Source organism: Spirochaeta thermophila DSM 6192 (assembly GCF_000147075.1).
Classification (GTDB): Bacteria; Spirochaetota; Spirochaetia; order Winmispirales; family Winmispiraceae; genus Winmispira; species Winmispira thermophila_A.
Genome location: NC_014484.1, coordinates 2,140,781 through 2,160,753, shown reverse-complemented (window position 1 = coordinate 2,160,753; position 19,973 = coordinate 2,140,781). Strand labels below are relative to the sequence as shown.

Genomic DNA, 19,973 nt, shown 5'->3' with positions numbered 1-19,973 from the left:
GGGTGGTCAAAACCGACCCGATGGAGTATGGTAGATCGATATCTACCCAAGGGGATGACATGAAAACAAGAACCATCGTATGTGTGTTAGCGGCATTGGTGCTCGCCGTGTTTCCGGCGTGCGCCGGTGGGAAGGGAGAGGCGAAGGGAGGGGAGGCGGCGGAGGTGCAGGCGGCGGCTCCCGCTTCCGGGGAGGTGGCGGCAAGGGTGAACGGGGAGGAGGTGCCTTCGAAGGAGGTGGAGAGGGAGGTCCAGAGGTACGTCGCGCAGTATCAGCAGTACGGCATGGAGGTGTCGCCGGAAGAGGAGCAGAAGCTGAGGGAACAGGTCCTGGACGTGCTCATAGGGAGACTCCTCCTCCTCCAGGAGGCGAAGAGGATGGGGTTGTCGGTCGATCAGGCCCAGGTGGAGGCCCAGATAGAGCAGTACAAGCTCCAGTCGGGATCCGAGGAGACCTTCAAGAACATCCTTGCACAGGCGGGCTATACCGAGGAGGAATTCCGTGAGGAGCTCTCCCGGGCCTTCCTCCTCCAGCAGGTGGTGGATGAGAAGGTGACCAAACATCTCTCGGTGAGCGACGAGGAGGCGAGGGCGTACTACGACGAGAATCCGGAACAGTTCGAGCAGCCCGAACAGATCAGGGCGCGTCACATCCTCATCCGCCTTGATCCGGATGCTTCCAAGGAAGAGGAAGAGGCCGCGTATGCGAAGATCCATGAAGTACAGGAGAAGTTGAAGCAGGGAGCCGACTTCGCCGAGCTCGCGAGGACCTACTCCGAGGGACCTTCCGCCCCCAACGGTGGTGACCTTGGATTCTTCGGCAGGGGCCAGATGGTTCCCGCGTTTGAGGAGGCCGCTTTCGCCCTCGAGGTGAACCAGGTGAGCGACGTGGTGCGTACCGAGTACGGGCTCCACCTCATCCAGGTCACCGACAAACAGGAAGCAGGCAAGGCGTCCTTCGAAGAGGTGAAGGATCAGCTCAAGGAGATGCTCCTCCAACAGAAGAGTTCAGAAGCCATCAACGCCTTGGTTGAGGAACTCAAGGGGAAGGCGGAGATAGAGATCTACTGAAGAGGAAATGTGTCGAGGCGGCACACAGGGGAGGGCCACGGGCCCTCCCCTATTTCTCTTTCTTTTCGTTCAGGATCAGACCAGCGAGAGTCTCGATGGTGCGTGGTACGGCCTCGCGTGATGTGCCCCACGGACGGCCCGCGTTCCGGTAGTCGTACTGGTCGATGAAGTAGGAGAGGGTTTCCTCGAGGGTGCGGAATCGGTCCTCCTGACGTGCTGTTATCATGGAGAGAAACGATGAGAGGTGTTTCCCTCCGAGGAGGAGGGGAGCTTCCCGGAGGAGGAGATCTTCATGGGGGAGGCAGAAGCCTGCACACCGGGCCGCGGTTTCCCTGAAGTCCTCCTCTTTTTTCCAGAGGGTGAAGATGATGTGTATGTTGAGGGAGGTGCCTTCTTCGAGTTCGTCACAGATGAGGCAGGTCTCGTCCTCGATCTGAGATCGTTTCTTCAGTAGCCTGATGAGGCGGGGGACTCGTTCCGCGTGTCTTCGCACTTCGTCATACCGCTTCCGTCTGCGGCCGACCCGGTAGACGAGGATGTCCTTGAGCTGGATGGCGAGGGGGAGGAGGTCGTTGCGTTCGTAGAGGAGCCGGAGGTGGCGGCCGCAGTAGCCTTTCTCCTCTATGAGGGTACGGGTCGCGGGATCCATGATGTTCTCGAGGTGCGAGGTGACGAGCTGGTGTTCCTGCTTCCGCTCGAGGAGGCAGAGAGGACACGTGCCGTCCTGGCGGAAGGCGTCCCAGACGGCGAGCGTGGCTATATTGTGTTTCATGGTGAAACTCTAGTAGGATTTTCCGATTATTGCTATATACTGGTAGGGGGAGGAGTATATATGAGAAAGCGACTGTGTGTGCTCATCCTGCTCGCAGGGGCCGGCATGCTCCACGCCCAGATGTTTTCTGCAGGGATCGGGACTTCGTTCTTCCAGTACGAACGGACCTTCCTCGACCTGGAGGGGGCGTACCACCAGAAGGTGGCCGACACCATGGAGATGGTGGTCGGTGCACACGTGGCGATCGCCACCGAGGAGCGGGGGGGACAGGTGACGGCCGACTTCCTCATCGCAGGGGAGCTCGGGCTCGAGTTCCTTTTCCCCACTTCTCCGGTCTTCGTCCCCTACTTCGGCGCCGGGCTCTCTCCCCAGTTTTCCCTCGCGGAGGAGACCTCCTTCTTCCTGGGACCCTATGGGGAAGCGGGCTTCAGGCTCAACGTACATCCCTATATGGACTGGTTCCTGGAGCTGCAGCAGGAGCTCACTATAGGTCCGCCGCGATGGATCAACAACAGTACGAGGATTTCCACCGGGATACTCTTCCACTTCTAGCACCTCCTCAGGTCGTGTGGGCGTAGGCGGGCCGGGATGGATCCCCGGCCTTTCCGTTTCGTGATAACATTATTATTTTTAGCGTATCCATTTATTATAGACACATCGGTGGCATGCCACTGCATCTCGAGTAGATCGTCAGGGTGGGAGGTGTCATGGCTCGACATGAATTCCAGACCGAAGTGCACAGGCTCCTCGATATCATCATCCACTCGCTCTATTCGCACCGGGAGATCTTCCTCCGGGAGCTCGTCTCCAATGCTTCGGACGCCCTCGACAAGCTCAGATTCCTCGTGCTCACCGACGAGGCCTACAAGGGGGTTCCCTTCACTCCCAGGATCGACATCCGGTTCGACGAGGAAGGACGGTCGTACCTCCAGGTGGAGGATACCGGCATCGGGATGAACGAGCAGGACCTCATCGAGAACCTGGGGACCATCGCCAAGTCGGGTACGAGCGAGTTCCTCTCGCGTCTCACAGGGGATGCGAAGAAGGATGCGACCCTCATCGGACAGTTCGGGGTGGGCTTCTACAGCGCCTTCATGGTGGCCGATAGGGTAGAGGTGCTCACCAGAAAGGCCGGAGAAGAGAAGGCCTTTCTCTGGGTGAGCGATGGAAAGGGGGAATACGAGATCCTTCCGGCCGAACGGGCGGGTCACGGGACCACGGTGAAGCTCTATCTCAACGAGCAGGGCAAGGAGTTCGCCTCTCGGTGGCGGATCGAGGAGATCGTACGACGGTACTCGAACCACATCCAGTTCCCCATCTACCTCCACTACACCGAAGAAAAGGAAGGAACGCGGACCGAGGTGGAGAAGCAGCTCAATGCTGCGGTGGCCCTCTGGCGTCGCCCGAAGGGCGAGATCTCCGAACAGGAGTACAAGGATTTCTACAAGACGCTCACCCACGACGAGGAGGATCCGCTCTTCTGGCTCCACTTCAAGGCAGAGGGGACCCTGGAGTACACCGTGCTCCTCTACGTGCCCTCGAGCGCTCCTTTCGACATGTTCTCCCCCCACTATCGGGCGGGGGTGAAGCTCTACGTGAAGCGGGTCTTCATCACCGAGGACGACAAGGAGCTCCTCCCCACGTACCTCAGGTTCGTGAGAGGGGTGATCGACTCGGAGGATCTCCCGCTCAACGTGAGCCGCGAGATGCTCCAGGAACACCGGATACTCGCCACCATCCGGAATGCGGCGGTGAAACGTTTCCTGCAGGAATGCAAGCGGATCGCAGAGGAGGATCCGGCCACGTACGAGCGGTTCATCAGGGAGTACAACAAGCCGCTCAAGGAGGGGCTCTACCTCGATCACCAGCACCGGGACGTGCTCATCGAGCTGGTGCGGTTCAAGTCCACGAAGGTGGAGGGCTACACGAGCCTCGCGGCCTACAAGGAGCGGATGAAGCCGGATCAGAAGGCGGTGTACTACATCGCGGGCGGGGACGAGGGGCTCCTCCGGAACGCGCCGATACTCGAGGCGTACAAGAGGCGGGATATCGAGGTGCTCATCATGGACGACGAGATAGACGAGCTCCTCGCCCCTGTGATCGGTTCGTACCAGGGGGTGCCGCTCAAGGCGGTGCATACCAGGGATGCGGCCGAGGAGCTGGGTGAGAGTGAGGAGGAGAAGAGGCGTCGGGAGGAGAAGAAGGATGTGCTCGAGAAGATGAAGGCGGTGCTCAAAGACCGGGTGAAGGACGTGGTGGCATCGAGCAGGCTTTCGGACGTACCTGCGGCGGCCGTGCTGGACGAACGCGATCTCTCCCCACAGATGCAGGCGATTCTCAAGGCCATGGGCCAGGCGGATCTACCCGAGACGAAGCCCGTGCTCGAGGTGAATCTCGACCACCCGGTGATCGAGCGGATACGCGCGGCCGAGGGGCAGGAGCTGGAAGACATGGTGTTGCTCGTGTACGATCAGGCCGTGCTCACCGCAGGGCTCAAGCCGGAGGACGGCCCGGAGTTCGCGCGGAGGATCGTGCGGATGCTCGAGCGGGCGTAGGGGGCGGCGTCCTTCGTGGGTCCCTCCGAGGGCGGCCGCGCACCGGGGTCCCGTGGAAGGGGGGCGTGGGGGATGGGGTGGGCCAGGTGCGCCTCTTGGGGTGCTATTTCCCTTTATTCCGGCTTCCCGACGACCGACAAGAAAAGAGAGGCCCCTTTGGGCCGGGAGATCACCTTGATGAGGAGCGTCGGGATGCACACTGAGTTTTTCAGGGTAAAGGGCGCACATCCCGTGTATGCGGAGATCGTGAGGGATGCGGGCGATTCCCTCCTCATGAGGATTCTCAAGTATCTCGAGGGTGATGTCTACGAGGAGGAGTCCTGGATCTCGCGGGATCTCTTCGAGGCGTGTATGAGGACGGGGTATCTGAGTCCCGCCGAGAGACCCGAGATAGAACGGTTGCGGGCGTGAAGGAATCCCTCCCGAACGGGAGGGTTTTTTCGTCTTTCAGTGGACACCTGTCAGGGACATACTATAATAAAGGTATGAGAACCCCTCTCGTGTACGTAAAGGTGTGCGTAGGAGACGGGGAGGGGTTTCACGGTTTGCACTTTTCTTACAAAAATAGTAATATATACATCGGATGAATGCCGATGAAAGGGGATGATCGTGAAACGAGAAGAAATCCTCACGAGACTTGAGGAGGTGGTGGACACCACCAGATTCGGGCTCCTGGTGACCGTGGGTGAGTCTCAGGTCCCCAATGCCCGCTGGATGACCGCCGGGTTCCTCAAGGGACAGCACAGGGACCTCTACACCGTCTCCTCTCCCCATGACCGCAAGGTGAAGGAGGTGAGGACGAATCCAGAGGTGCTCTGGGTCTTCAGCCGCAAGGACTACCGGGAGGTCTTCAGGGTCTGGGGCCGCGCCCAGGTGATCGAGAACCCTGCGCTCCTCGGTGAGCTCCTCGAGGGGATCGCGGAGGCCTTGGAGCTCTTCTGGAAGGTGCACGGCGAGCTCAAGGAGTTCGTGGTGATCGAGACGGTGATCACCAGGTTGGAGTACGAGAGGCCCCGCGAAGGGGTGAGGGAGGTGGTCTCATGGGAGTGAAACGCCCTCGCACACAGAGAGGGGAGAGGTCCGACCGGGATCTCTACATGAAGTTCCTGAGGGAGATGCTCCTCATCCGCCTCTTCGAGGAGAAGGCGGCCCAGATGTACGGGCTCAGGAAGATCGGGGGGTTCTGCCACCTCTACATCGGGCAGGAGGCGGTGGCCGTGGGTTCCATCGCCGCGATCGATCTTTCGAAGGACTACGTGGTCACGGCCTACCGGGATCACGGCCATGCCCTCGCCTGCGGCATGGATCCGAAGGTGGTGATGGCCGAGCTCTTCGGGAAGGTGACGGGGTGTAGCAGGGGGAAGGGAGGGTCCATGCACATGTTCGACGTGGAGAAGCACTTCCTCGGCGGCAACGGGATCGTGGGTGCCCAGATCCCGGTGGGGACCGGGGTGGCGTTCGCGCAGAAGTACCAGGGCACGGGGGGGGTGACGCTCGTGTACTTCGGGGACGGCGCCATCCACCAGGGGGCCTTCCACGAGGCGCTCAACATGGCGAAGATCTGGGAGCTGCCGGTGGTCTACGTCTGCGAGAACAACCAGTGGGGTATGGGGACCTTCTGGAAGAAGGTCTCGGCCGTGGCCGACCTCTACAAGCTCGGTGCGGCGTACGACATCCCCGGCGTCCAGGTGGATGGGATGGACGTGCGGGCGGTGTACGAGGCCACGGGCGAGGCGGTCTCCCGCGCGAGGGAGGGGCAACCGGTGCTCATCGAGGCCCGGACCTACCGGTACAAGGGCCACTCCATGAGCGATCCTGCGAAGTATCGTACGAGGGAGGAGCTCGAGGAGTACAAGCGTCAGGATCCCATCGGCAGGCTCAAGACCTTCATGGAGGAGGAGGGGCTCCTCGACGAGGAGACCTTCCGCAGCCTCTACGACGAGATCCAGAGGGAGGTGGAGGAGGCGGTGGCGTTCGCGGAGCAGAGCGAGGAGCCTGCCCTCCACACCATGTACGAAGACGTATACGCAGGGGAGGATGCGATATGGCGGTCATGACCTACAGGGAGGCGCTCAACCGGGCCCTCGAGGAGGAGATGGCGAGGGACGAACGGGTGTTCCTCATGGGTGAGGAGGTGGGGGAGTACGACGGGGCCTACAAGGTGAGCAGGGGGCTGCTCGTCAAGTACGGGCCGAAACGGGTGATCGACACCCCCATATCGGAGCTGGGGTTCACGGGGATAGGGATAGGGGCGGCGATCGCAGGGCTCAGGCCGGTGGTGGAGTGGATGACCCACAACTTCGCCATCCTGGCGATGGACCAGGTGATCAACAATGCGGCCAAGATGCGTCACATGTCGGGCGGTCAGCTCAAGGTGCCGATCGTCTTCAGGGGTCCCAACGGGCCTGCGGAGTATCTCTCGTCCCAGCACTCCCAGTCGCTCGCGGCCTTCTGGATGCATGTGCCGGGCCTCAAGGTGGTGGCGCCGGCCACGCCCTATGATGCGAAGGGGCTCCTCAAGTCGGCCATAAGGGACGACGACCCGGTGGTGATGCTCGAGGCGGAGCTGATGTACGCCTGGGAGGGGGAGGTGCCCGAGGAGGAGTACCTCGTCCCCATCGGGAAGGCCGATATCAAGCGGCCGGGGAAGGATGTCTCGGTGATCACCTACTCCAAACCGCTCAAGGTGGTGATGGAGGCGGCGAAGGTCCTCGAGGAGCGGGGGGTGGATGTGGAGGTGGTGGACCTCAGGTCGCTCAGGCCGCTCGATACCGAGACGATCTTCTCCTCGGTGCGCAAGACCCACCGGGCCGTGGTGGTGGACGAGGCCTGGCCCATGTGCGGTCCTGCCTCGTTCGTGGCCTGGGCCGTCGGCAAGGCCTGTTTCGACGACCTGGACGCCCAGGTGGAGATCGTGACGTCCGAGGACGTCCCCATGCCCTACAACCACACGCTGGAGCTCGCGGTGCAGTCTTCCGTGGAGAAGGTGGTGGCGGCGGTCTCCAGGGTGCTCTATCTGGAGTAGACTATGGCGGAAAAGGTGCTCATGATAGCCCTCTCTCCCACGATGGAGGAGGGGACGATCGTCGCCTGGCACAAGAAGAAGGGCGAGAGGGTGGAGAGCGGGGACGTGCTCTGCGAGGTGGAGACGGACAAGGCCACGATGGACTACGAGTCCACCCAGAGTGGCGTGCTCCTGGAGATCCTCAAGAAGGAAGGGGAGAAGGCCCGGGTGGGTGAGGTGATCGCGGTGCTCGGGGAGGAGGGGGAGGATATCTCCTCGCTCCTCTCCGAGATCAGCGCGGCGGCTGAGGAGACGCCGAAGGCCGGGTCGGAGCCCGACCGGCCGCCTGCGGTGGAGGCGCCTTCCCCGAAGGAGGAGCCCGGGCCGCAGGGGGCGCAGGGGCGCGTGGCGGGAGGGGGGGTGGAGGACCTCCGGGGAAGGGCGGCGCTGGAGGTGCCTCCTCCTGCAGGGAGGGTGAAGGCGAGTCCGCTCGCGCGGAAGCGGGCGAGGGAACTGGGGGTGGACCTGCGGCTGGTGCGCGGCTCCGGACCGGGCGGCAGGGTGACGGTGCGTGACGTGGAGGAGGCCGCGAAGGCCGGACCCGCCGCTTCCCCCGCGGCCTCAGGTGGGCCGCGGCGGCTTGCGGGCGGGCGGGAGCCCGTGACGCCCATGCGGGCGGCCATCGCGCGGCGGCTCTCCGAGTCGAAGCGCACCGCCCCCCACTTCACCCTCACGGTGAAGGTCCGCGCCGACAGACTCCTTACCCTGCGGGAGCAGGTGAACGAAGGCCGGCAGGAGCGGCTCTCCTTCAACGCCTTCCTCATGAAGCTCGCTGCCGAGGCCCTCGTGCGGCATCCGCAGATCCTCTCCTCATGGGAGGGTGAGGCCATCCGCTACTTCGATACCGTGGACATAGGGCTCGCCGTGGCGCTCCCCGGCGGCCTCATCACCCCCGTGGTCCGCTCGTGCGAGTACAAGACCGTGGAGGAGATCGATCGGGAGCTCAAGGACCTCATCGCTAGGGCCCGTGAGGGGGGACTCTCCCCTGAGGAGTACACCGGAGCGGGCTTCACCATCAGCAACCTGGGGTCGTATGGGATCACGGAGTTCACGGCCATCATCAATCCTCCGGCCTCGGCCATACTCGCCGTGGGGGCGGTGACCACCGAACCTGTGTGGGAGGGAGGAGGCGTGGTGCCGGCGCGCGTGGTGCGCCTCACCCTCTCCTGCGACCACAGGACCATAGACGGCGCAGTGGGGGCTGCCTTCATGGCCGGGCTCGCGAGGTACGTGGAGGAGCCTGGGCGTGCCCTGGTGTAGGCTCAGGCGCCGCTTCGTCCGAAGCGGGCTGCTGCGACGCCCATGACGAGGATGCCGAGCCCTCCGAGTGCGAGCACCTCTCTCCAGAGCGCGGAGAGGGGTGCTCCTTTTATGTAGAGCTCCCGCACCACGGTCATCATGTACCGCAGGGGGTTGAGGAGGGTGAGGGTCTTGAGCCACTGCGGCATGTTCGCCACGGGGATGAGGAACCCGCTCAGGAGGATGAGGACCACCATGGCGAACCAGGCGAAGAAGAGGGCCTGTGTCTGGGTGTGGGAGATCGTGGAGATGAGGAGGGCGAGCCCCAGGGTGGTGAAGAGGTAGAGAGTGACCACGAGGAAGAGGGGGAGGATGCCCCCTCGCGGGAGGGTGCCGAAGATGGCCCACGCCGCGGTCATGGCGAGGGAGAGCTCGACGAGGGAGTAGAGGAGGAAGGGGAAGAGCGTGCCCGTGAGGATCTGGAGCGGGGAGAGGGGGCTCACCAGGAGCTGGTCGAGCGTGCCCTGTTCCTTCTCCCTCACGAGGGAGAGCGCGCCGAGGAGGAGCGAGACCATGGTGACGATGAGGATCACGAGCCCCGGGATCATGTACACCTGGCTCTTGAGGAGCGGGTTGTACCAGTAGTGGACCGTGGCGGTTCCCTCACGGACCACGGGCCGGGTGCCGACCTGCGGGAACGTCTGTGCCGCCAGGGCCTCGAAGTAGGTGTAGGCCGTGAAGGCCTGGGTGCCGTCCACGGCGTCGAGGAGGCAGAGGACCCGGGCCTGTCCCCGTTGGAGGTCTCGGGAGAAGTCCGGGGGGATGTAGATCCCCAGCTTCACCTCCCACTCCTCTATGAGTTCCTCGAGCTCATCGAGGGATGTGGCGCGGGCTGCAAGGTCGAACCTGTCGCTCGCCTCGAGGGCGGCTTCAAGGGCACGGGAGGCCGGAGATCGGTCCAGATCGAGGATCGCGGTCTTCACGTGCGCAGTCTCGAAGGTGAGGGCGTACCCGAGCACCAGGAGCTGGAGGATCGGGGCTGCGATCATGAGACGGGGAAGGAGCGGATCGGCCTTGAGGAGGAGGAATTCCTTCCTGAGAAAGGCGAGGAGTCGTTTCATGGCGAGAGCTCCATGAGTGTTTTGGCGCGCACCGTGCCCACCAGGAGAAAGAACAAGGTGAATCCTCCCAGAGCCGAGAGCTGGGGTATGAGCTGGGATACGGTGTTCCCCTTGAGCATGATGCCTCGCAGGCACTGGAGGAAGTAGGTGGCGGGCAGGGCGTGACCTATCACCCTCAGGACCAGGGGCATGGACTCGAGGGGGAAGATGAAACCCGAGAGGAGGAGGGTGGGGAAGAGGGTGATGAGAAGGGAGGCGAGCATGGCCGACTGCTGGGTGGGGGCCACGCTCGAGATCAGGATACCCATGCTGATCCCGGTGAGGGTGTAGAGGAGGAGCACTCCCACGAGGAGGAGCGCGTTCCCCTTGAGCGGCACACCGAAGAGGAGCATGCCCGCAACCAGGACCACGAGGGAGAGGAGTCCCGCGAGGATGAAGTAGGGTATGAGCTTGCCTCCCACGACGTCGACGGCCGAGAGTCGGGAGAGCCTGAGGAGGGTGAAGGTTCCCGACTCCTTTTCCCTTGTGATGGTGAGGCTGGAGAGCAGGGCGGAGGCCATGAGAATGAGGAGGGCCGTGATCCCGGGTACGAAGAAGAAGGCGCTCTCCCGCGTGGGGTTGTAGAGGAAGATAGGGGTGGCGGCCACGGGGGAGGGGAGGGATGGGAGGGACGAGGAGAGGGCGTGGAGGATGTAGGCGGCCACGGTCTGCGCCCGCTGCGGATCAGAGGCGTCCACTGCGAGGTGTGGCAGGACCCCGCCTCCCCGGATGAGGCTCCGGGTAGTACCGGGAAGGAGGGTGAGCACGGCCTCCGCTTCCCTCCGTGCGAAGATCTCCGAGGCAGGGAGCTCGGAGCGTTTCACGACGAAGAGCGGGGTGCCCGAGAGACGGTCCACGAGGGCCCGGGTGAGGAATGTCCGATCGAAGTCGTGGATCACGAGGAGGATCTGTTTCGGTTCCGTTTCCATGGCATACCCGAGGAGGATGAGCTGGAGGAGAGGGAGGATGAAGAGTACGAGGAGCGTGCGGTAGTCACGCGAGAGGTGCCACCATTCTTTGCGGAGGAGGGCCCAGAGTCTCATGGTGTTCCTCCTGACGAGACGAGGTGGATGAAGGCCTCCTGAAGGGTGCGGGTGCCTGAGCTGGCCATGATCTCCTGCGGCGGTCCTTCGACGAGGACCTTCCCCTGGTGCATGATCGCTACCCTGTGGCAGTATTCGGCCTCTTCCATGTAGTGGGTGGTCACCAGGATGGTCTTTCCTTTCGAGCTCTGGCGGTAGATCTCCTCCCAGAACTCCTGCCGTCCGACGGGATCGACCCCCGAGGTGGGTTCGTCGAGGATGAGGAGGGGCGGGTCGTGGAGGAGTGCGCACATGAGGCCGACGCGCTGTCTGAACCCCAGAGGGAGGGTGCGTACCGGACGGCGAGCCCCCTCCCCGAGCCATGAGGAGAGCCGTGCGAGGTAGTGCGCTGTACGTGTGTCCTCTACCCGGTAGAGGGCCGAGAAGAACCGGACGTTTTCCTCGGGAGAGAGGTCCTCGTAGAGGGAGAATCGCTGGGAGAGGTAGCCGATGCGGGTGCGGGCGAGCCTGGGCTGGCGGTGTACGGGTATGCCGTCGACGAAGATGCGGCCGGCAGTGGGGGGCAGGAGGCCGCAGATCATCCGTATGGTGGTGGTCTTCCCCGCCCCGTTGGCACCGAGGAGGCCGAAGACCTCTCCCCTGGCTACCGAAAACGAGATGCGATTCACCGCGGTGAAGCTGCCGAAACGTCTCACGAGTCCTTCCACTTCGATCATGGGTGAGGTGGACTGGTCCCGTCCGGTCATACCGCCTCCCGGTCGCTTATGCCGAGGAAGGTGGAGAGGAAGGCGTCCTCCAGCCTGGGGGGGAGCGGGCCTTCGAGGTGGTAGCTGGCCGAGAGGAGGGGGGCGAGTTCCTCACGGGTGCCTGTGATGCGGATCCCGTCGGGTCCGAGGTAGCATGGGATGTGGGGGGCCGTCCTGCGCACCTCCTCCCGGAGTGCCCGGGGGTCGGCCTCGGTCTCGATCCGGAAGAGGCGGCCCTCCAGCCTCCTGCTGAGCTGTTGGGGGGAGCCCTGGAGCACGATCTTGCCCTCATGGAGGAAGAGCACGGTGTCGCAGTGTTCGGCCTCGCCGAGGTTGGGGGTGGAGATGAGGATGCCCATCCCCTCTCTCCGGAGGGCGTCGAGCATATCCCAGAACTCCTTCCGGGAGAGCGGATCCACGCCGGTGGTGGGTTCGTCGAGGATGAGGAGGCGGGGGTTATGGAGGAGGGCACACGAGAGGGCGAGTTTCTGCTTCATCCCGCCCGAGAGGGCACCGGCCCTCCGCGTCCTGAATGGTGCGAGCCTGCTGAAGCGGTAGAGCCATGCGGCCTTCTCTTTGAAGTGTGCCTCGGAGAGGCCGTGGACCGTGGCGAAGAACCAGAGGTTTTCCTCCACCGTGAGGTCTTCGTAGAGGGAGAAGCGTTCGGGCATGTAGCCCACATGGCGCTTGATCCAGTGAGAGTGGTCTTCGTCGGGGAGCTGGATGATACCCTCTTCTGGGTGGTCGAGGCCGAGGATGAGGCGCATGGTGGTGGTCTTGCCCGCACCATCCGGGCCTATAAGCCCCACGATGCGGCCTTCGTCCACCGAGAAGGTGATCCCGTCCACCGCAGGCCTGCCCTGATAGGTGCGTCTGAGGCCTTCTACGTGTACGATGGTCATTGGAACGAGACCTCCACCGGCATGCCTATCTTGAGGACGAGGTCCTCGTTGGGGATGGCCACCTTCACCGCGTAGACCAGGGCCTCCCGGGTCTCGGGGGTGCGGACCTCCTTGGGGGAGAACTCCGCCCTGGTGGGGAGCTTGACGACCGTGCCCGTGCGCTCGTCCAGGGCGGTGCGGACGCGCACCTCATCTCCGGGCCGTATCAGGGCGAGGGTCCGCTCTTCCACGTAGACGGTGGTGGAGACGTGGGCGAGATCCGCCACCTCCACCACGGGAGAGAAGGCCGGGACCATCTCCCCCACGTCATAGAAGACTTCTTCCACGATCCCCGAGCTGGGGGCGGTGATGAGGGTGCGCGTGCGCTGGAGCTGGAGGCCTTCGAGCTCTGCCCGGAGGGCCTTCCTCTGTGCGCCCAGAGCCTTTCGCCGGGCCTGGAGTGCGGCGAGCTCTGCCTCCTGGTTGGAGAGGCGCGAGGCGAGTTCGTCCACGGTCTGGGGTGAGACTGCCTGTGCCTCGAGCAGGGTCTTGTTGCGTTCGTAGGTGGTACGCAGGTAGTCCCGCATCTCTTGTGCCTGTCGGATGCGGGCTTCGAGCTCCTCGGCCTGGTAGGTGAGCTGTTCGAGTTGGGCCTGGAGTGCGGCGATCTTGAGGTCAAGGGCGGCCTGATCGAGTCGGGCGAGGATCTGGTCTGTCTCTACCTGGTCGCCTTCGTGGACCTCGAGGGCGACGAGTCGTTCGGCGATGGGGCTGGAGAGGAGGTACTGGGTGCCCTCCACGATGCCGGTGTACCAGTGCTGGTCCGCGCTGCAGGCGGCGAGAAGCAGGGTGAGGGGGATGATGAGTCGTCTCATGGGGTCTCCTCCTGTGGCAAGAGTGGTGATCCGGCGAAGAGGCGGGTCTGGTGGTAGGCGAGGAGGTAGGCGTAGCGTGCCTGTTGGACTCCGAGTTCGGCTTCGCGGAGCCGTTGCTCGGCCTCGAGGAGCGCGGCGAGGGGTGTCTGGCCCTGGCGCCACTCCTCCTGGACGATGGCGTGTCGTCGCTGTTCGAGCGTCAGGACGTCACGGGCCGCCTCGTAGGTGGTGTAGCGGGTGTGTGCCTCCTCGAGGAGCCGGTCGAAGGCGAGGGTGAGGTCCTCCAGGGTCTGGGTGTAGGTAGCGCGGGCTGCCTCGAGGCGGGCCTTCTGTTCGTCGATCCGCGCGGTGCGGGCTCCGGAGGTGAAGAGGGGCCAGGTGAGGCCGATGCGCCCGGTGAAGAGGATGTCGGCTTCGTCCTCGGTGAGAGAGAGCCCGGGGTACTGGAGGGTGGCGCCTGCCTGGATCTGGAGGCTCGGCCACCACGAGGCCTGTGCGGCGTTGAGGAGGGCTTCCCGGATAAGTGTCTGGGTGCGGGCCGTGAGGGCGGCGGGGAGGGTGGGGAGGCGGTCGCGGAGGGATTCGAGGCTGGAGGGGGGGAGGACGGCGAGGAGTTGCTGGGGAAGGGTGAGGCCGTCGAGGCGGTCGAGTCCACAGCGGAGGGCGAGTTCCCGGAGGATGAGACGGGAGTCGGCCTCGGATGCCTCGATGCGGGCGGCGGTCTGGGTGAGCTGGATACGCAGGTCGAGTTCGTCCTTTTCCGAGGCGAGACCTCCGGCCTTGAGTGCGGCGAGGCGTTCGTGGTGGGCCTTAAGTCGGGCGAGGGCGGCTTGGAGGGACTGGGTGGAGGCGAGGGAGAGCTGGTACCGGAAGGCGAGGGTGAGGATGGTGCGGGTGAGCTCCTGTTCCCGGGCGGCGATGTGGAGTCGGGCGGCGGTGAGGGTCTGGGAGGCGGCTTCGAGGCGTGAGGGGCCTTCCATACCGAGCTGCCACTCCCAGGTGGCGAGGAGACCGGCTTGGTAGGTGGTGGTCTCGCCCAGTTCGATGTCGAGGGAGCCGAGGGGTGGGGGGAGGGTGAGGGTGGCGTGGGGGACGTCGGACTGGAAGGCGGTGGAGGCGGAGATGCCGAGCGAGGGGAGGAGGGATGCGAGGGCCTGGCGGCGGGATGCGTCGGCGGCGGAGGCCTCGGCGGAGAGGGCGTGGAGGAGGGGGTCGTGGGTGAGGGCGAGGGAGAGGAGAGTGGGGAGGTCCAGGGTGTGGGCGTGGAGGAGGGTGGTGAGGAGGAGGGGGATGAGGCGGGCAACTGGTTTCATGGTCTACTCCTTCTTGATGGCGTCCCAGAGGAGACGGGCGACGTGCTCGGCCCGTTCTTCGAGGACCTGCTCGAGGTCGAACGTAAGGTCCGACCTCTCTGCGATAAGCGGGAGGAGCGCGGGGGCGACGAGGAGGGGGAATATGTTGAGGGAGAGGACATCGAGGATGAGCTGGAGAGGATCCACCTCTTTGATGCGCCCCTCTTTGCGGGCCTCCTCGATCTTCTCGAGGAAGTAGCTCCACACGTGCCGGTCCCCCAGTGTGAGCTGACGGGCGAAGATGGCGAGGAATTCGGCCCTGTTGGAGGCGAGTTCGCCGATGAGGAACCTGAAGAGCTGCGGATGTGCCCGCATGGTCTCGATGTGCCGCTTGATGAGGACCGGGAGGAGCTCTTCGAGTGAGAGGTCCTCGTCCCCGGGCCGGAAGACCAGCCTGAGGGCGAGTCGGGCCATCTCCTCGGCGATGGTCTCGTAGAGCCTGTCCTTGGTTCTGAAGTAGTAGTGCACCAGGGCCTTGTTCACGCCGGCACGCCGGGCGATCTCCTTTATGGTCGTGCCGGCCTTGCCTTTCTCGCTGAAGACCTCGAAGGCGGCCTTCCGTATGCGTTCCTCGGTACTGATATCCACGTCTCGCATCTGTTATCTCTATGGTTTAACTCTATGGTTAAACCATGCGTCAAAAAAGGCCCCCCGTCAAGGGGGCATGCGATCATCCCTTCCGGTGGTCGGTCAGTACCCGGGTGTACACCTCCAGGAGGCGCTCGGCGTGTCGGTCTATGGAGTACTCGTCCGCCACGCTGCGGGATGCAGCGGCCATCCGGTCCCGCAGCGCCGTGTCCTCGAGGAGGAGGGCGACCTTCTCCGCAAGGTCCGCGTCCTCGTCCACCTGGAACCCGTTCTCTCCCTCGCGTACCACCCCTTCGTAGCTCACGTCGCGCCTGCAGACCAGGGGCAGGCCTGCCGCCGCGGCCTCGAGGGTGGTGATGGGGTGCACTTCGCTGAGCGATGCCGAGACGAAGACCTCCGCGATGGAGTAGAAGGCGGCGATCTTCTCCCAGTCCACGAACCCGGTGAGGATCACCCGATCCTCCATGCCCTCCGCCTTCACCCTTTGCGCGAGCGGGTCGAACCCGGGGCCGTCGCCCACATACACGAGCCGCACCTCCTCTCTCCTGCGGAGGAGGGGCTTCATCGCCTCGTAGAGCTCCTCGATGCGCTTCTCGGGTCCCATCCGGCCCACGAAGAGCACCACACGGTGACCGGGAGAGAGGCGGTACCGTTCCCTGATCTCCCTCACCACCTCTTCCCGGATGTTGTCCTTGAACCGCTGGATGTCGATGCCGTTGGGTACCACCACTGTCTCCATCCAAGGGGTGATCTCCCGGAAGTAGAGGGCCGATTTTGGCGAGGGGGCGATGAGGAGCGAGGCCCCCTTGAGGTACCGCCTGAAGTAGGTCCTCACCACGGGCTTCATCTTGAGGAGGGGGAAGTAGTGGGCGTAGTCCTCCCACATGGTGTGGGCGGTACACACCCGGGGGATCCCCAGGGCGCGGGCGGCCTTGCCCGCGGCGAATCCCGTGGCGAACTCGGTGTGGCTGTGCACGATCTCGATCCGGTGGCTCTTGAGGAACTCTATCACACGTTTCTTCCTCGTGAGGGCGTAGCCGTAGCCCTGCTTGGAACCGAAGTCGAGGGAGATCTGCGGGAAGAGGAGGAAGTCCTCATGACCGGTGTACGGATGGTGACTCGTGTCCACGGAGACGATCACCACGTGGTGTCCCCGGCGTACGAGGGCATCCCTGGCCTGGAGTACCACGGTGACCACCCCGTTCTTCATCGGGGGGAAACAGTCCATGAAAAAGGCGATGTTCATATCGGGTCTCACTCCTCATCGATGGGCCTTGATCGGGGAATCGATTATCACATGGAAACGCATAATAGTCCACCTCCGTGTAATCTTCTGCAAAGACGGGATATAGTCCAAGCTTGACTTCTTTTCACCTGCGTGGTAGCTTGTGTGCACCATATTCTCCAGAGAAGGGAAGTATTTATGGCATACAGTGCAGCTCTTTTCCCGCTCCTGGCCGCCGCACCCGAGGGTGCGCAAGGGGCGAGTACCTCCGGACAGATGATGGTGACGCTCATCACCTTCGGTCTCATCTTCCTCATCTTTTATTTTCTCATCATCAGGCCGCAGAACAAGCGGCAGAAAGAGGTGCAGCAGATGCTCGCCTCTCTCGACAAGGGGGACGAGGTGGTGACCATCGGAGGCATCCACGGTGTGGTGCAGTCCGTGAAGGAGGATTCCGTGGTGATCAAGGTGGACGACCACACCACCCTCCTCATGGAGAAATCGGCCATCGCCCGCAAGAAGGAACGAAGCCTCAAGCCGGTGTCCGACAAGTAACGCTGCAAAATCCCATCGAGTGGAGTGTTCGCTATGAGTAAGAGAGCCCGACTGCTGCTTGTGCTCTTCTTTATGGTCATCGCCGGGGTGTTCATCTACCCCACCGTCAAGTGGTACTTCTTCGTCCCCGAGGAGGAGAAGACGGTCGCCCAGGCGTCCGTGGAGGAAGTGCGGCGCTACAGCCAGACGAAGGCGCTGGAGGTCCTCGAGCGCCTCAAACAAGGGGTGCGCGAGAATCCGGATGCCGAGCTCCCGGAGGATCTCTCGTTTCTCGTCCCCTATGCGAAGCGGAACTATCGCATCGCGAAGGAGTCCCTTCCCGGCACGTGGACCTACCAGGCCGTGCTCTCGAGTTTCGTGGATGAGAAGGAAGCCCTCGAGACCATCGAGGACTACTTCAGGGCCCGTATCATCTCGCTCAAGGAGCTGAGGAACAGGACGCTCCAGCTCGGCCTCGACCTCTCCGGGGGGCTCACGGTCACGCTCGCCCCGGATTTCTCGTCCCTGGCCGAGCGGCTGGGTCACGAGCCCACGGATGTCGAGAGACGGGATGCGGTGGACAGGGCCCTCGAGGTGCTCAACAACCGCATCGATCGCTTCGGTGTCACCGAGCCCCAGATCCGCAAGCTCGAGGGGAACAAGATCCTCATCGAGATTCCCGGAGATCCCGATCCCACGCGGGTGAACTCCTTCCTCATGGGGAAAGGGCGACTCACCTTCCACATCGTGGACGACGAGACCACGCAGAAGCTCATCGAATATCAGCGGCAGACGGGTATCACCGATCCTGCGATCCTCGCCGAGCGGGTGGACTTCGTGCCGGCGGGTACTAAGATCGCAGGCTACTATACCAAGGACAAGTACGGGGTGGACAAGCTGGTGCGCTCCATCGCCATCTACGAGGAGGTGGGCCTGGACGGCACGTACCTCACGAGCGCCCAGGTCTCGCGTGATCCGCTCACGGGAAAACCCGTGGTCCTCTTCTCCCTCAACAGCGAGGGGAGCGACATCTTCTACAAGCTCACGAGCGCCAACGTGGACAGGAGCCTCGCCATCGTGCTCGACGACAAGGTGAAGGCCTACGCGACCATCCAGGAGCCCATCAGGGGCAACGTACAGATCACCGGCTTCTCCACCGAGGAGGCGCAGAACATCTCCCTCATACTCAGGACCGCGGCCCTTCCCGTGGACCTCGTGATAGAGGACTACGAGGCGGTGGGCGCCTCCCTTGGTGAAGACTCCATCCGCAGGGGGGTGCAGGCCATCGTGCTCGGCTTCGCCCTGGTGGTGCTCTTCATGATCCTCTACTACAAGGGGGCGGGGATCGTCGCCGACATCGCCCTCCTCCTCAATCTCTTCTTCATGACCGCCCTGCTCTCGGTCTTCAACTTCACTCTCACCCTCACGAGCATCGCGGGGGTCATCCTCACCGTGGGTATGGCGGTGGACGCCAACGTGATCATCTACGAGCGTATCAAGGAGGAGCTCCGGCTCGGAAAGACCCCGGCGAGCGCGGTGAAGGCGGGATTCTCCAAGGCCTTCTGGACCATCGTGGACGCGAACGTCACGACCTTCATCGCGGCCATCTTCCTCTCCCAGGTGGGGCGGGGGCCCATCCAGGGATTTGCGGTGACCCTGGCGATAGGTATCGTGAGCTCCATGTTCACGGCCCTGGTGGTCTCGCGGCTCATCTTCGACTACCTGGTGGACCAGCGTAAGGTGAAGAAGCTCAGTATCAGCTGGAGGCTGTAGTGATGAAAGTCATACGCTTTACCCGATATCGTGCCCTTGCCATCACGCTCTCTCTCCTGGTGATCGTCGCCGGCGGGGTGGCCACGTTCTTCCAGGGTGGTTTCAACCTGGGGATCGATTTCCGGGCAGGACTCACCGAACGGGTGGCGGTAGCCCCGTCGGTGTCGGCGTCGATAGAGGATGTGCGCCGGGCGCTCGCCGGGATTCCGGGGGTGCAGGTACAGACCATAGGAGATCCCGAGGCGCAGGAGTTTCTCATCAAGGTGAAGGAGGAGGAGGGGGCCGAGAACTTTAGGGAGACCACGCGTACGGCCATCCTGTCGGCCCTCTCAGCGGCGTTCGGTGAGGGGAACGTGGAGGAGCGTTCCTCCCAGTACATCGGACCGCGCTTCTCCGAGAGCATCGCCTCGCAATCCTTCCTCCTGGTGCTGGTGGCGATCTTCTTCATGTTGGTGTACATCTGGTTTAGGTTCCAGTTGGCCTATGCGGTGGGTGCCATCACGGCCCTTTTTCACGATGTGTTCGTACTCCTTGGGGTGATCGGGGCCTTCCAGCTCGAGGTGAGCACAGCCACCATCGCGGCCATCCTCACCATCGTGGGGTACTCCATCAACGACACCATCGTGGTCTTCGATCGTATCAGGGAGAACACGCAACTCCTCAAGGAGAGGCCTTTCAGGGAGATCGTGGATGGCTCCATCACCCAGACCCTGAGCCGTACCCTCATCACCTCGCTCACCACCCTGCTCGCGGTGCTCGCGATCTACATCTTCACCACGGGCGACATCAAGCTCTTCGCCTTCAACCTCATCGTGGGTATCCTGGTGGGTACGTATTCCTCGATCTTCATCGCCTCCCCGGTGATGATGTGGATCAGGAACGCACGGCACAGGGAAGAGGAGGAGATGAAGGAACAGCGGCAGCAGGTCCTCTCCGTGAAGGAGGAGACGGGGCCTCCCGCCGAGGAGACTGGAGGAGGAGAGCCGGAGGAGAAGGGTGAGGGAGGCGGGGTCCAGATCGTCCAGGGGCGCCGTAGACTCCCCCGGAGCAAGCGCAAGAAGAAGAGATAGGGTATACTGAGAGGATGTCGAGGGCC

The 19,973-nt window shown here is 63.3% G+C and carries 20 protein-coding genes; 11 read left to right on the top strand and 9 right to left on the bottom strand.

Features of this window, described 5'->3' with window-relative positions:
- The first annotated feature begins 59 nt into the window (after nt 1-59).
- Complete coding sequence (locus STHERM_RS09835) at nt 60-1,070, top strand: peptidylprolyl isomerase (RefSeq protein WP_013314743.1); 1,011 nt, start codon at nt 60-62, stop codon at nt 1,068-1,070.
- A gap of 49 nt (nt 1,071-1,119) precedes the next feature.
- Here STHERM_RS09835 and STHERM_RS09830 read toward each other — a convergent pair whose 3' ends face one another.
- On the bottom strand, nt 1,120-1,842 hold the full coding sequence (locus STHERM_RS09830) for a DUF6062 family protein (protein WP_013314742.1): 723 nt from the start codon (nt 1,840-1,842) through the stop codon (nt 1,120-1,122).
- Between the two features lie 60 nt (nt 1,843-1,902).
- Between STHERM_RS09830 and STHERM_RS09825 the strand changes: the two genes are divergently transcribed.
- The 7 genes from STHERM_RS09825 to STHERM_RS09795 all read left to right on the top strand — a co-directional run bounded on the left by STHERM_RS09825 (nt 1,903) and on the right by STHERM_RS09795 (nt 8,721).
- Nucleotides 1,903-2,394, top strand: coding sequence for a hypothetical protein (locus STHERM_RS09825; protein ID WP_013314741.1), 492 nt, complete (start codon nt 1,903-1,905; stop codon nt 2,392-2,394).
- Between the two features lie 155 nt (nt 2,395-2,549).
- A complete protein-coding gene (gene htpG, locus STHERM_RS09820; RefSeq protein WP_013314740.1) occupies nt 2,550-4,397 on the top strand; it encodes a molecular chaperone HtpG in 1,848 nt (615 codons plus the stop codon).
- A 192-nt stretch (nt 4,398-4,589) separates the two neighbouring features.
- Nucleotides 4,590-4,808 (top strand): hypothetical protein, encoded by a 219-nt coding sequence (locus STHERM_RS09815; RefSeq protein ID WP_013314739.1) that lies wholly within the window; start codon nt 4,590-4,592, stop codon nt 4,806-4,808.
- Between the two features lie 192 nt (nt 4,809-5,000).
- Nucleotides 5,001-5,447: a pyridoxamine 5'-phosphate oxidase family protein gene (locus STHERM_RS09810; protein ID WP_013314737.1), complete on the top strand. Its 447-nt coding sequence runs from the start codon at nt 5,001-5,003 to the stop codon at nt 5,445-5,447.
- The gene (gene pdhA / locus STHERM_RS09805; RefSeq protein WP_013314736.1) at nt 5,438-6,454 is read left to right on the top strand and encodes a pyruvate dehydrogenase (acetyl-transferring) E1 component subunit alpha; all 1,017 of its coding nucleotides are present in this window, start codon (nt 5,438-5,440) and stop codon (nt 6,452-6,454) included. Before STHERM_RS09810 ends, pdhA begins: the two co-directional genes overlap by 10 nt.
- Nucleotides 6,455-6,492: 38 nt before the next feature.
- Nucleotides 6,493-7,422 carry an alpha-ketoacid dehydrogenase subunit beta gene (locus STHERM_RS09800; protein WP_013314735.1) on the top strand — a complete coding sequence of 310 codons (930 nt, stop codon included), beginning with the start codon at nt 6,493-6,495 and terminating at the stop codon, nt 7,420-7,422.
- 3 nt (nt 7,423-7,425) lie between these two features.
- Complete coding sequence (locus tag STHERM_RS09795) at nt 7,426-8,721, top strand: dihydrolipoamide acetyltransferase family protein (protein WP_041623571.1); 1,296 nt, start codon at nt 7,426-7,428, stop codon at nt 8,719-8,721.
- A gap of 2 nt (nt 8,722-8,723) precedes the next feature.
- On the opposite strand, the gene STHERM_RS09790 is transcribed toward STHERM_RS09795, so the two are convergent.
- The 8 genes from STHERM_RS09790 to STHERM_RS09755 all read right to left on the bottom strand — a co-directional run bounded on the left by STHERM_RS09790 (nt 8,724) and on the right by STHERM_RS09755 (nt 16,591).
- Nucleotides 8,724-9,821, bottom strand: a complete 1,098-nt coding sequence (locus tag STHERM_RS09790) for an ABC transporter permease (RefSeq protein WP_013314733.1) — start codon at nt 9,819-9,821, stop codon at nt 8,724-8,726.
- A complete protein-coding gene (locus STHERM_RS09785; RefSeq protein WP_013314732.1) occupies nt 9,818-10,903 on the bottom strand; it encodes an ABC transporter permease in 1,086 nt (361 codons plus the stop codon). Before STHERM_RS09785 ends, STHERM_RS09790 begins: the two co-directional genes overlap by 4 nt.
- The gene (locus STHERM_RS09780) at nt 10,900-11,649 is read right to left on the bottom strand and encodes an ABC transporter ATP-binding protein (protein WP_013314731.1); all 750 of its coding nucleotides are present in this window, start codon (nt 11,647-11,649) and stop codon (nt 10,900-10,902) included. Before STHERM_RS09780 ends, STHERM_RS09785 begins: the two co-directional genes overlap by 4 nt.
- Nucleotides 11,646-12,551, bottom strand: a complete 906-nt coding sequence (locus tag STHERM_RS09775; RefSeq protein WP_013314730.1) for an ABC transporter ATP-binding protein — start codon at nt 12,549-12,551, stop codon at nt 11,646-11,648. The genes STHERM_RS09780 and STHERM_RS09775 overlap by 4 nt, the downstream gene beginning before the upstream one ends.
- Nucleotides 12,548-13,405 (bottom strand): HlyD family secretion protein, encoded by an 858-nt coding sequence (locus tag STHERM_RS09770; protein ID WP_013314729.1) that lies wholly within the window; start codon nt 13,403-13,405, stop codon nt 12,548-12,550. Before STHERM_RS09770 ends, STHERM_RS09775 begins: the two co-directional genes overlap by 4 nt.
- A complete protein-coding gene (locus STHERM_RS09765; RefSeq protein ID WP_013314728.1) occupies nt 13,402-14,718 on the bottom strand; it encodes a TolC family protein in 1,317 nt (438 codons plus the stop codon). Before STHERM_RS09765 ends, STHERM_RS09770 begins: the two co-directional genes overlap by 4 nt.
- 3 nt (nt 14,719-14,721) lie before the next feature.
- A complete protein-coding gene (locus STHERM_RS09760) occupies nt 14,722-15,354 on the bottom strand; it encodes a TetR/AcrR family transcriptional regulator (protein WP_013314727.1) in 633 nt (210 codons plus the stop codon).
- A 73-nt stretch (nt 15,355-15,427) separates the two neighbouring features.
- Nucleotides 15,428-16,591 (bottom strand): glycosyltransferase, encoded by a 1,164-nt coding sequence (locus STHERM_RS09755; RefSeq protein WP_013314726.1) that lies wholly within the window; start codon nt 16,589-16,591, stop codon nt 15,428-15,430.
- A gap of 177 nt (nt 16,592-16,768) precedes the next feature.
- On the opposite strand from STHERM_RS09755, the gene yajC reads away from it, so the two are divergent.
- The 3 genes from yajC to secF are packed head-to-tail and all read left to right on the top strand — an operon-like array spanning nt 16,769 to nt 19,947.
- On the top strand, nt 16,769-17,125 hold the full coding sequence (yajC, locus tag STHERM_RS09750; protein ID WP_013314725.1) for a preprotein translocase subunit YajC: 357 nt from the start codon (nt 16,769-16,771) through the stop codon (nt 17,123-17,125).
- A 33-nt stretch (nt 17,126-17,158) separates the two neighbouring features.
- Nucleotides 17,159-18,877, top strand: coding sequence for a protein translocase subunit SecD (gene secD, locus STHERM_RS09745; RefSeq protein ID WP_013314724.1), 1,719 nt, complete (start codon nt 17,159-17,161; stop codon nt 18,875-18,877).
- Nucleotides 18,878-18,879: 2 nt separating this feature from the next.
- On the top strand, nt 18,880-19,947 hold the full coding sequence (gene secF, locus STHERM_RS09740; protein WP_013314723.1) for a protein translocase subunit SecF: 1,068 nt from the start codon (nt 18,880-18,882) through the stop codon (nt 19,945-19,947).
- Nucleotides 19,948-19,973 lie beyond the last annotated feature (26 nt).

What these genes read in the sequence shown, in the direction of transcription:
- yajC (WP_013314725.1), top strand. Translation starts at nt 16,769, where the DNA reads ATGGCATACAGTGCAGCTCTTTTCCCGCTCCTGGCCGCCGCACCCGAG.
- STHERM_RS09760 (WP_013314727.1), bottom strand. Translation starts at nt 15,354, where the DNA reads ATGCGAGACGTGGATATCAGTACCGAGGAACGCATACGGAAGGCCGCC.
- STHERM_RS09780 (WP_013314731.1), bottom strand. Translation starts at nt 11,649, where the DNA reads ATGACCGGACGGGACCAGTCCACCTCACCCATGATCGAAGTGGAAGGA.
- STHERM_RS09785 (WP_013314732.1), bottom strand. Translation starts at nt 10,903, where the DNA reads ATGAGACTCTGGGCCCTCCTCCGCAAAGAATGGTGGCACCTCTCGCGT.
- STHERM_RS09775 (WP_013314730.1), bottom strand. Translation starts at nt 12,551, where the DNA reads ATGACCATCGTACACGTAGAAGGCCTCAGACGCACCTATCAGGGCAGG.
- secD (WP_013314724.1), top strand. Translation starts at nt 17,159, where the DNA reads ATGAGTAAGAGAGCCCGACTGCTGCTTGTGCTCTTCTTTATGGTCATC.
- htpG (WP_013314740.1), top strand. Translation starts at nt 2,550, where the DNA reads ATGGCTCGACATGAATTCCAGACCGAAGTGCACAGGCTCCTCGATATC.
- STHERM_RS09810 (WP_013314737.1), top strand. Translation starts at nt 5,001, where the DNA reads ATGATCGTGAAACGAGAAGAAATCCTCACGAGACTTGAGGAGGTGGTG.
- STHERM_RS09825 (WP_013314741.1), top strand. Translation starts at nt 1,903, where the DNA reads ATGAGAAAGCGACTGTGTGTGCTCATCCTGCTCGCAGGGGCCGGCATG.
- STHERM_RS09795 (WP_041623571.1), top strand. Translation starts at nt 7,426, where the DNA reads ATGGCGGAAAAGGTGCTCATGATAGCCCTCTCTCCCACGATGGAGGAG.
- STHERM_RS09755 (WP_013314726.1), bottom strand. Translation starts at nt 16,591, where the DNA reads ATGAACATCGCCTTTTTCATGGACTGTTTCCCCCCGATGAAGAACGGG.
- STHERM_RS09790 (WP_013314733.1), bottom strand. Translation starts at nt 9,821, where the DNA reads ATGAAACGACTCCTCGCCTTTCTCAGGAAGGAATTCCTCCTCCTCAAG.
- STHERM_RS09770 (WP_013314729.1), bottom strand. Translation starts at nt 13,405, where the DNA reads ATGAGACGACTCATCATCCCCCTCACCCTGCTTCTCGCCGCCTGCAGC.
- STHERM_RS09765 (WP_013314728.1), bottom strand. Translation starts at nt 14,718, where the DNA reads ATGAAACCAGTTGCCCGCCTCATCCCCCTCCTCCTCACCACCCTCCTC.
- STHERM_RS09835 (WP_013314743.1), top strand. Translation starts at nt 60, where the DNA reads ATGAAAACAAGAACCATCGTATGTGTGTTAGCGGCATTGGTGCTCGCC.
- STHERM_RS09815 (WP_013314739.1), top strand. Translation starts at nt 4,590, where the DNA reads ATGCACACTGAGTTTTTCAGGGTAAAGGGCGCACATCCCGTGTATGCG.
- secF (WP_013314723.1), top strand. Translation starts at nt 18,880, where the DNA reads ATGAAAGTCATACGCTTTACCCGATATCGTGCCCTTGCCATCACGCTC.
- STHERM_RS09830 (WP_013314742.1), bottom strand. Translation starts at nt 1,842, where the DNA reads ATGAAACACAATATAGCCACGCTCGCCGTCTGGGACGCCTTCCGCCAG.
- STHERM_RS09800 (WP_013314735.1), top strand. Translation starts at nt 6,493, where the DNA reads ATGGCGAGGGACGAACGGGTGTTCCTCATGGGTGAGGAGGTGGGGGAG.
- pdhA (WP_013314736.1), top strand. Translation starts at nt 5,438, where the DNA reads ATGGGAGTGAAACGCCCTCGCACACAGAGAGGGGAGAGGTCCGACCGG.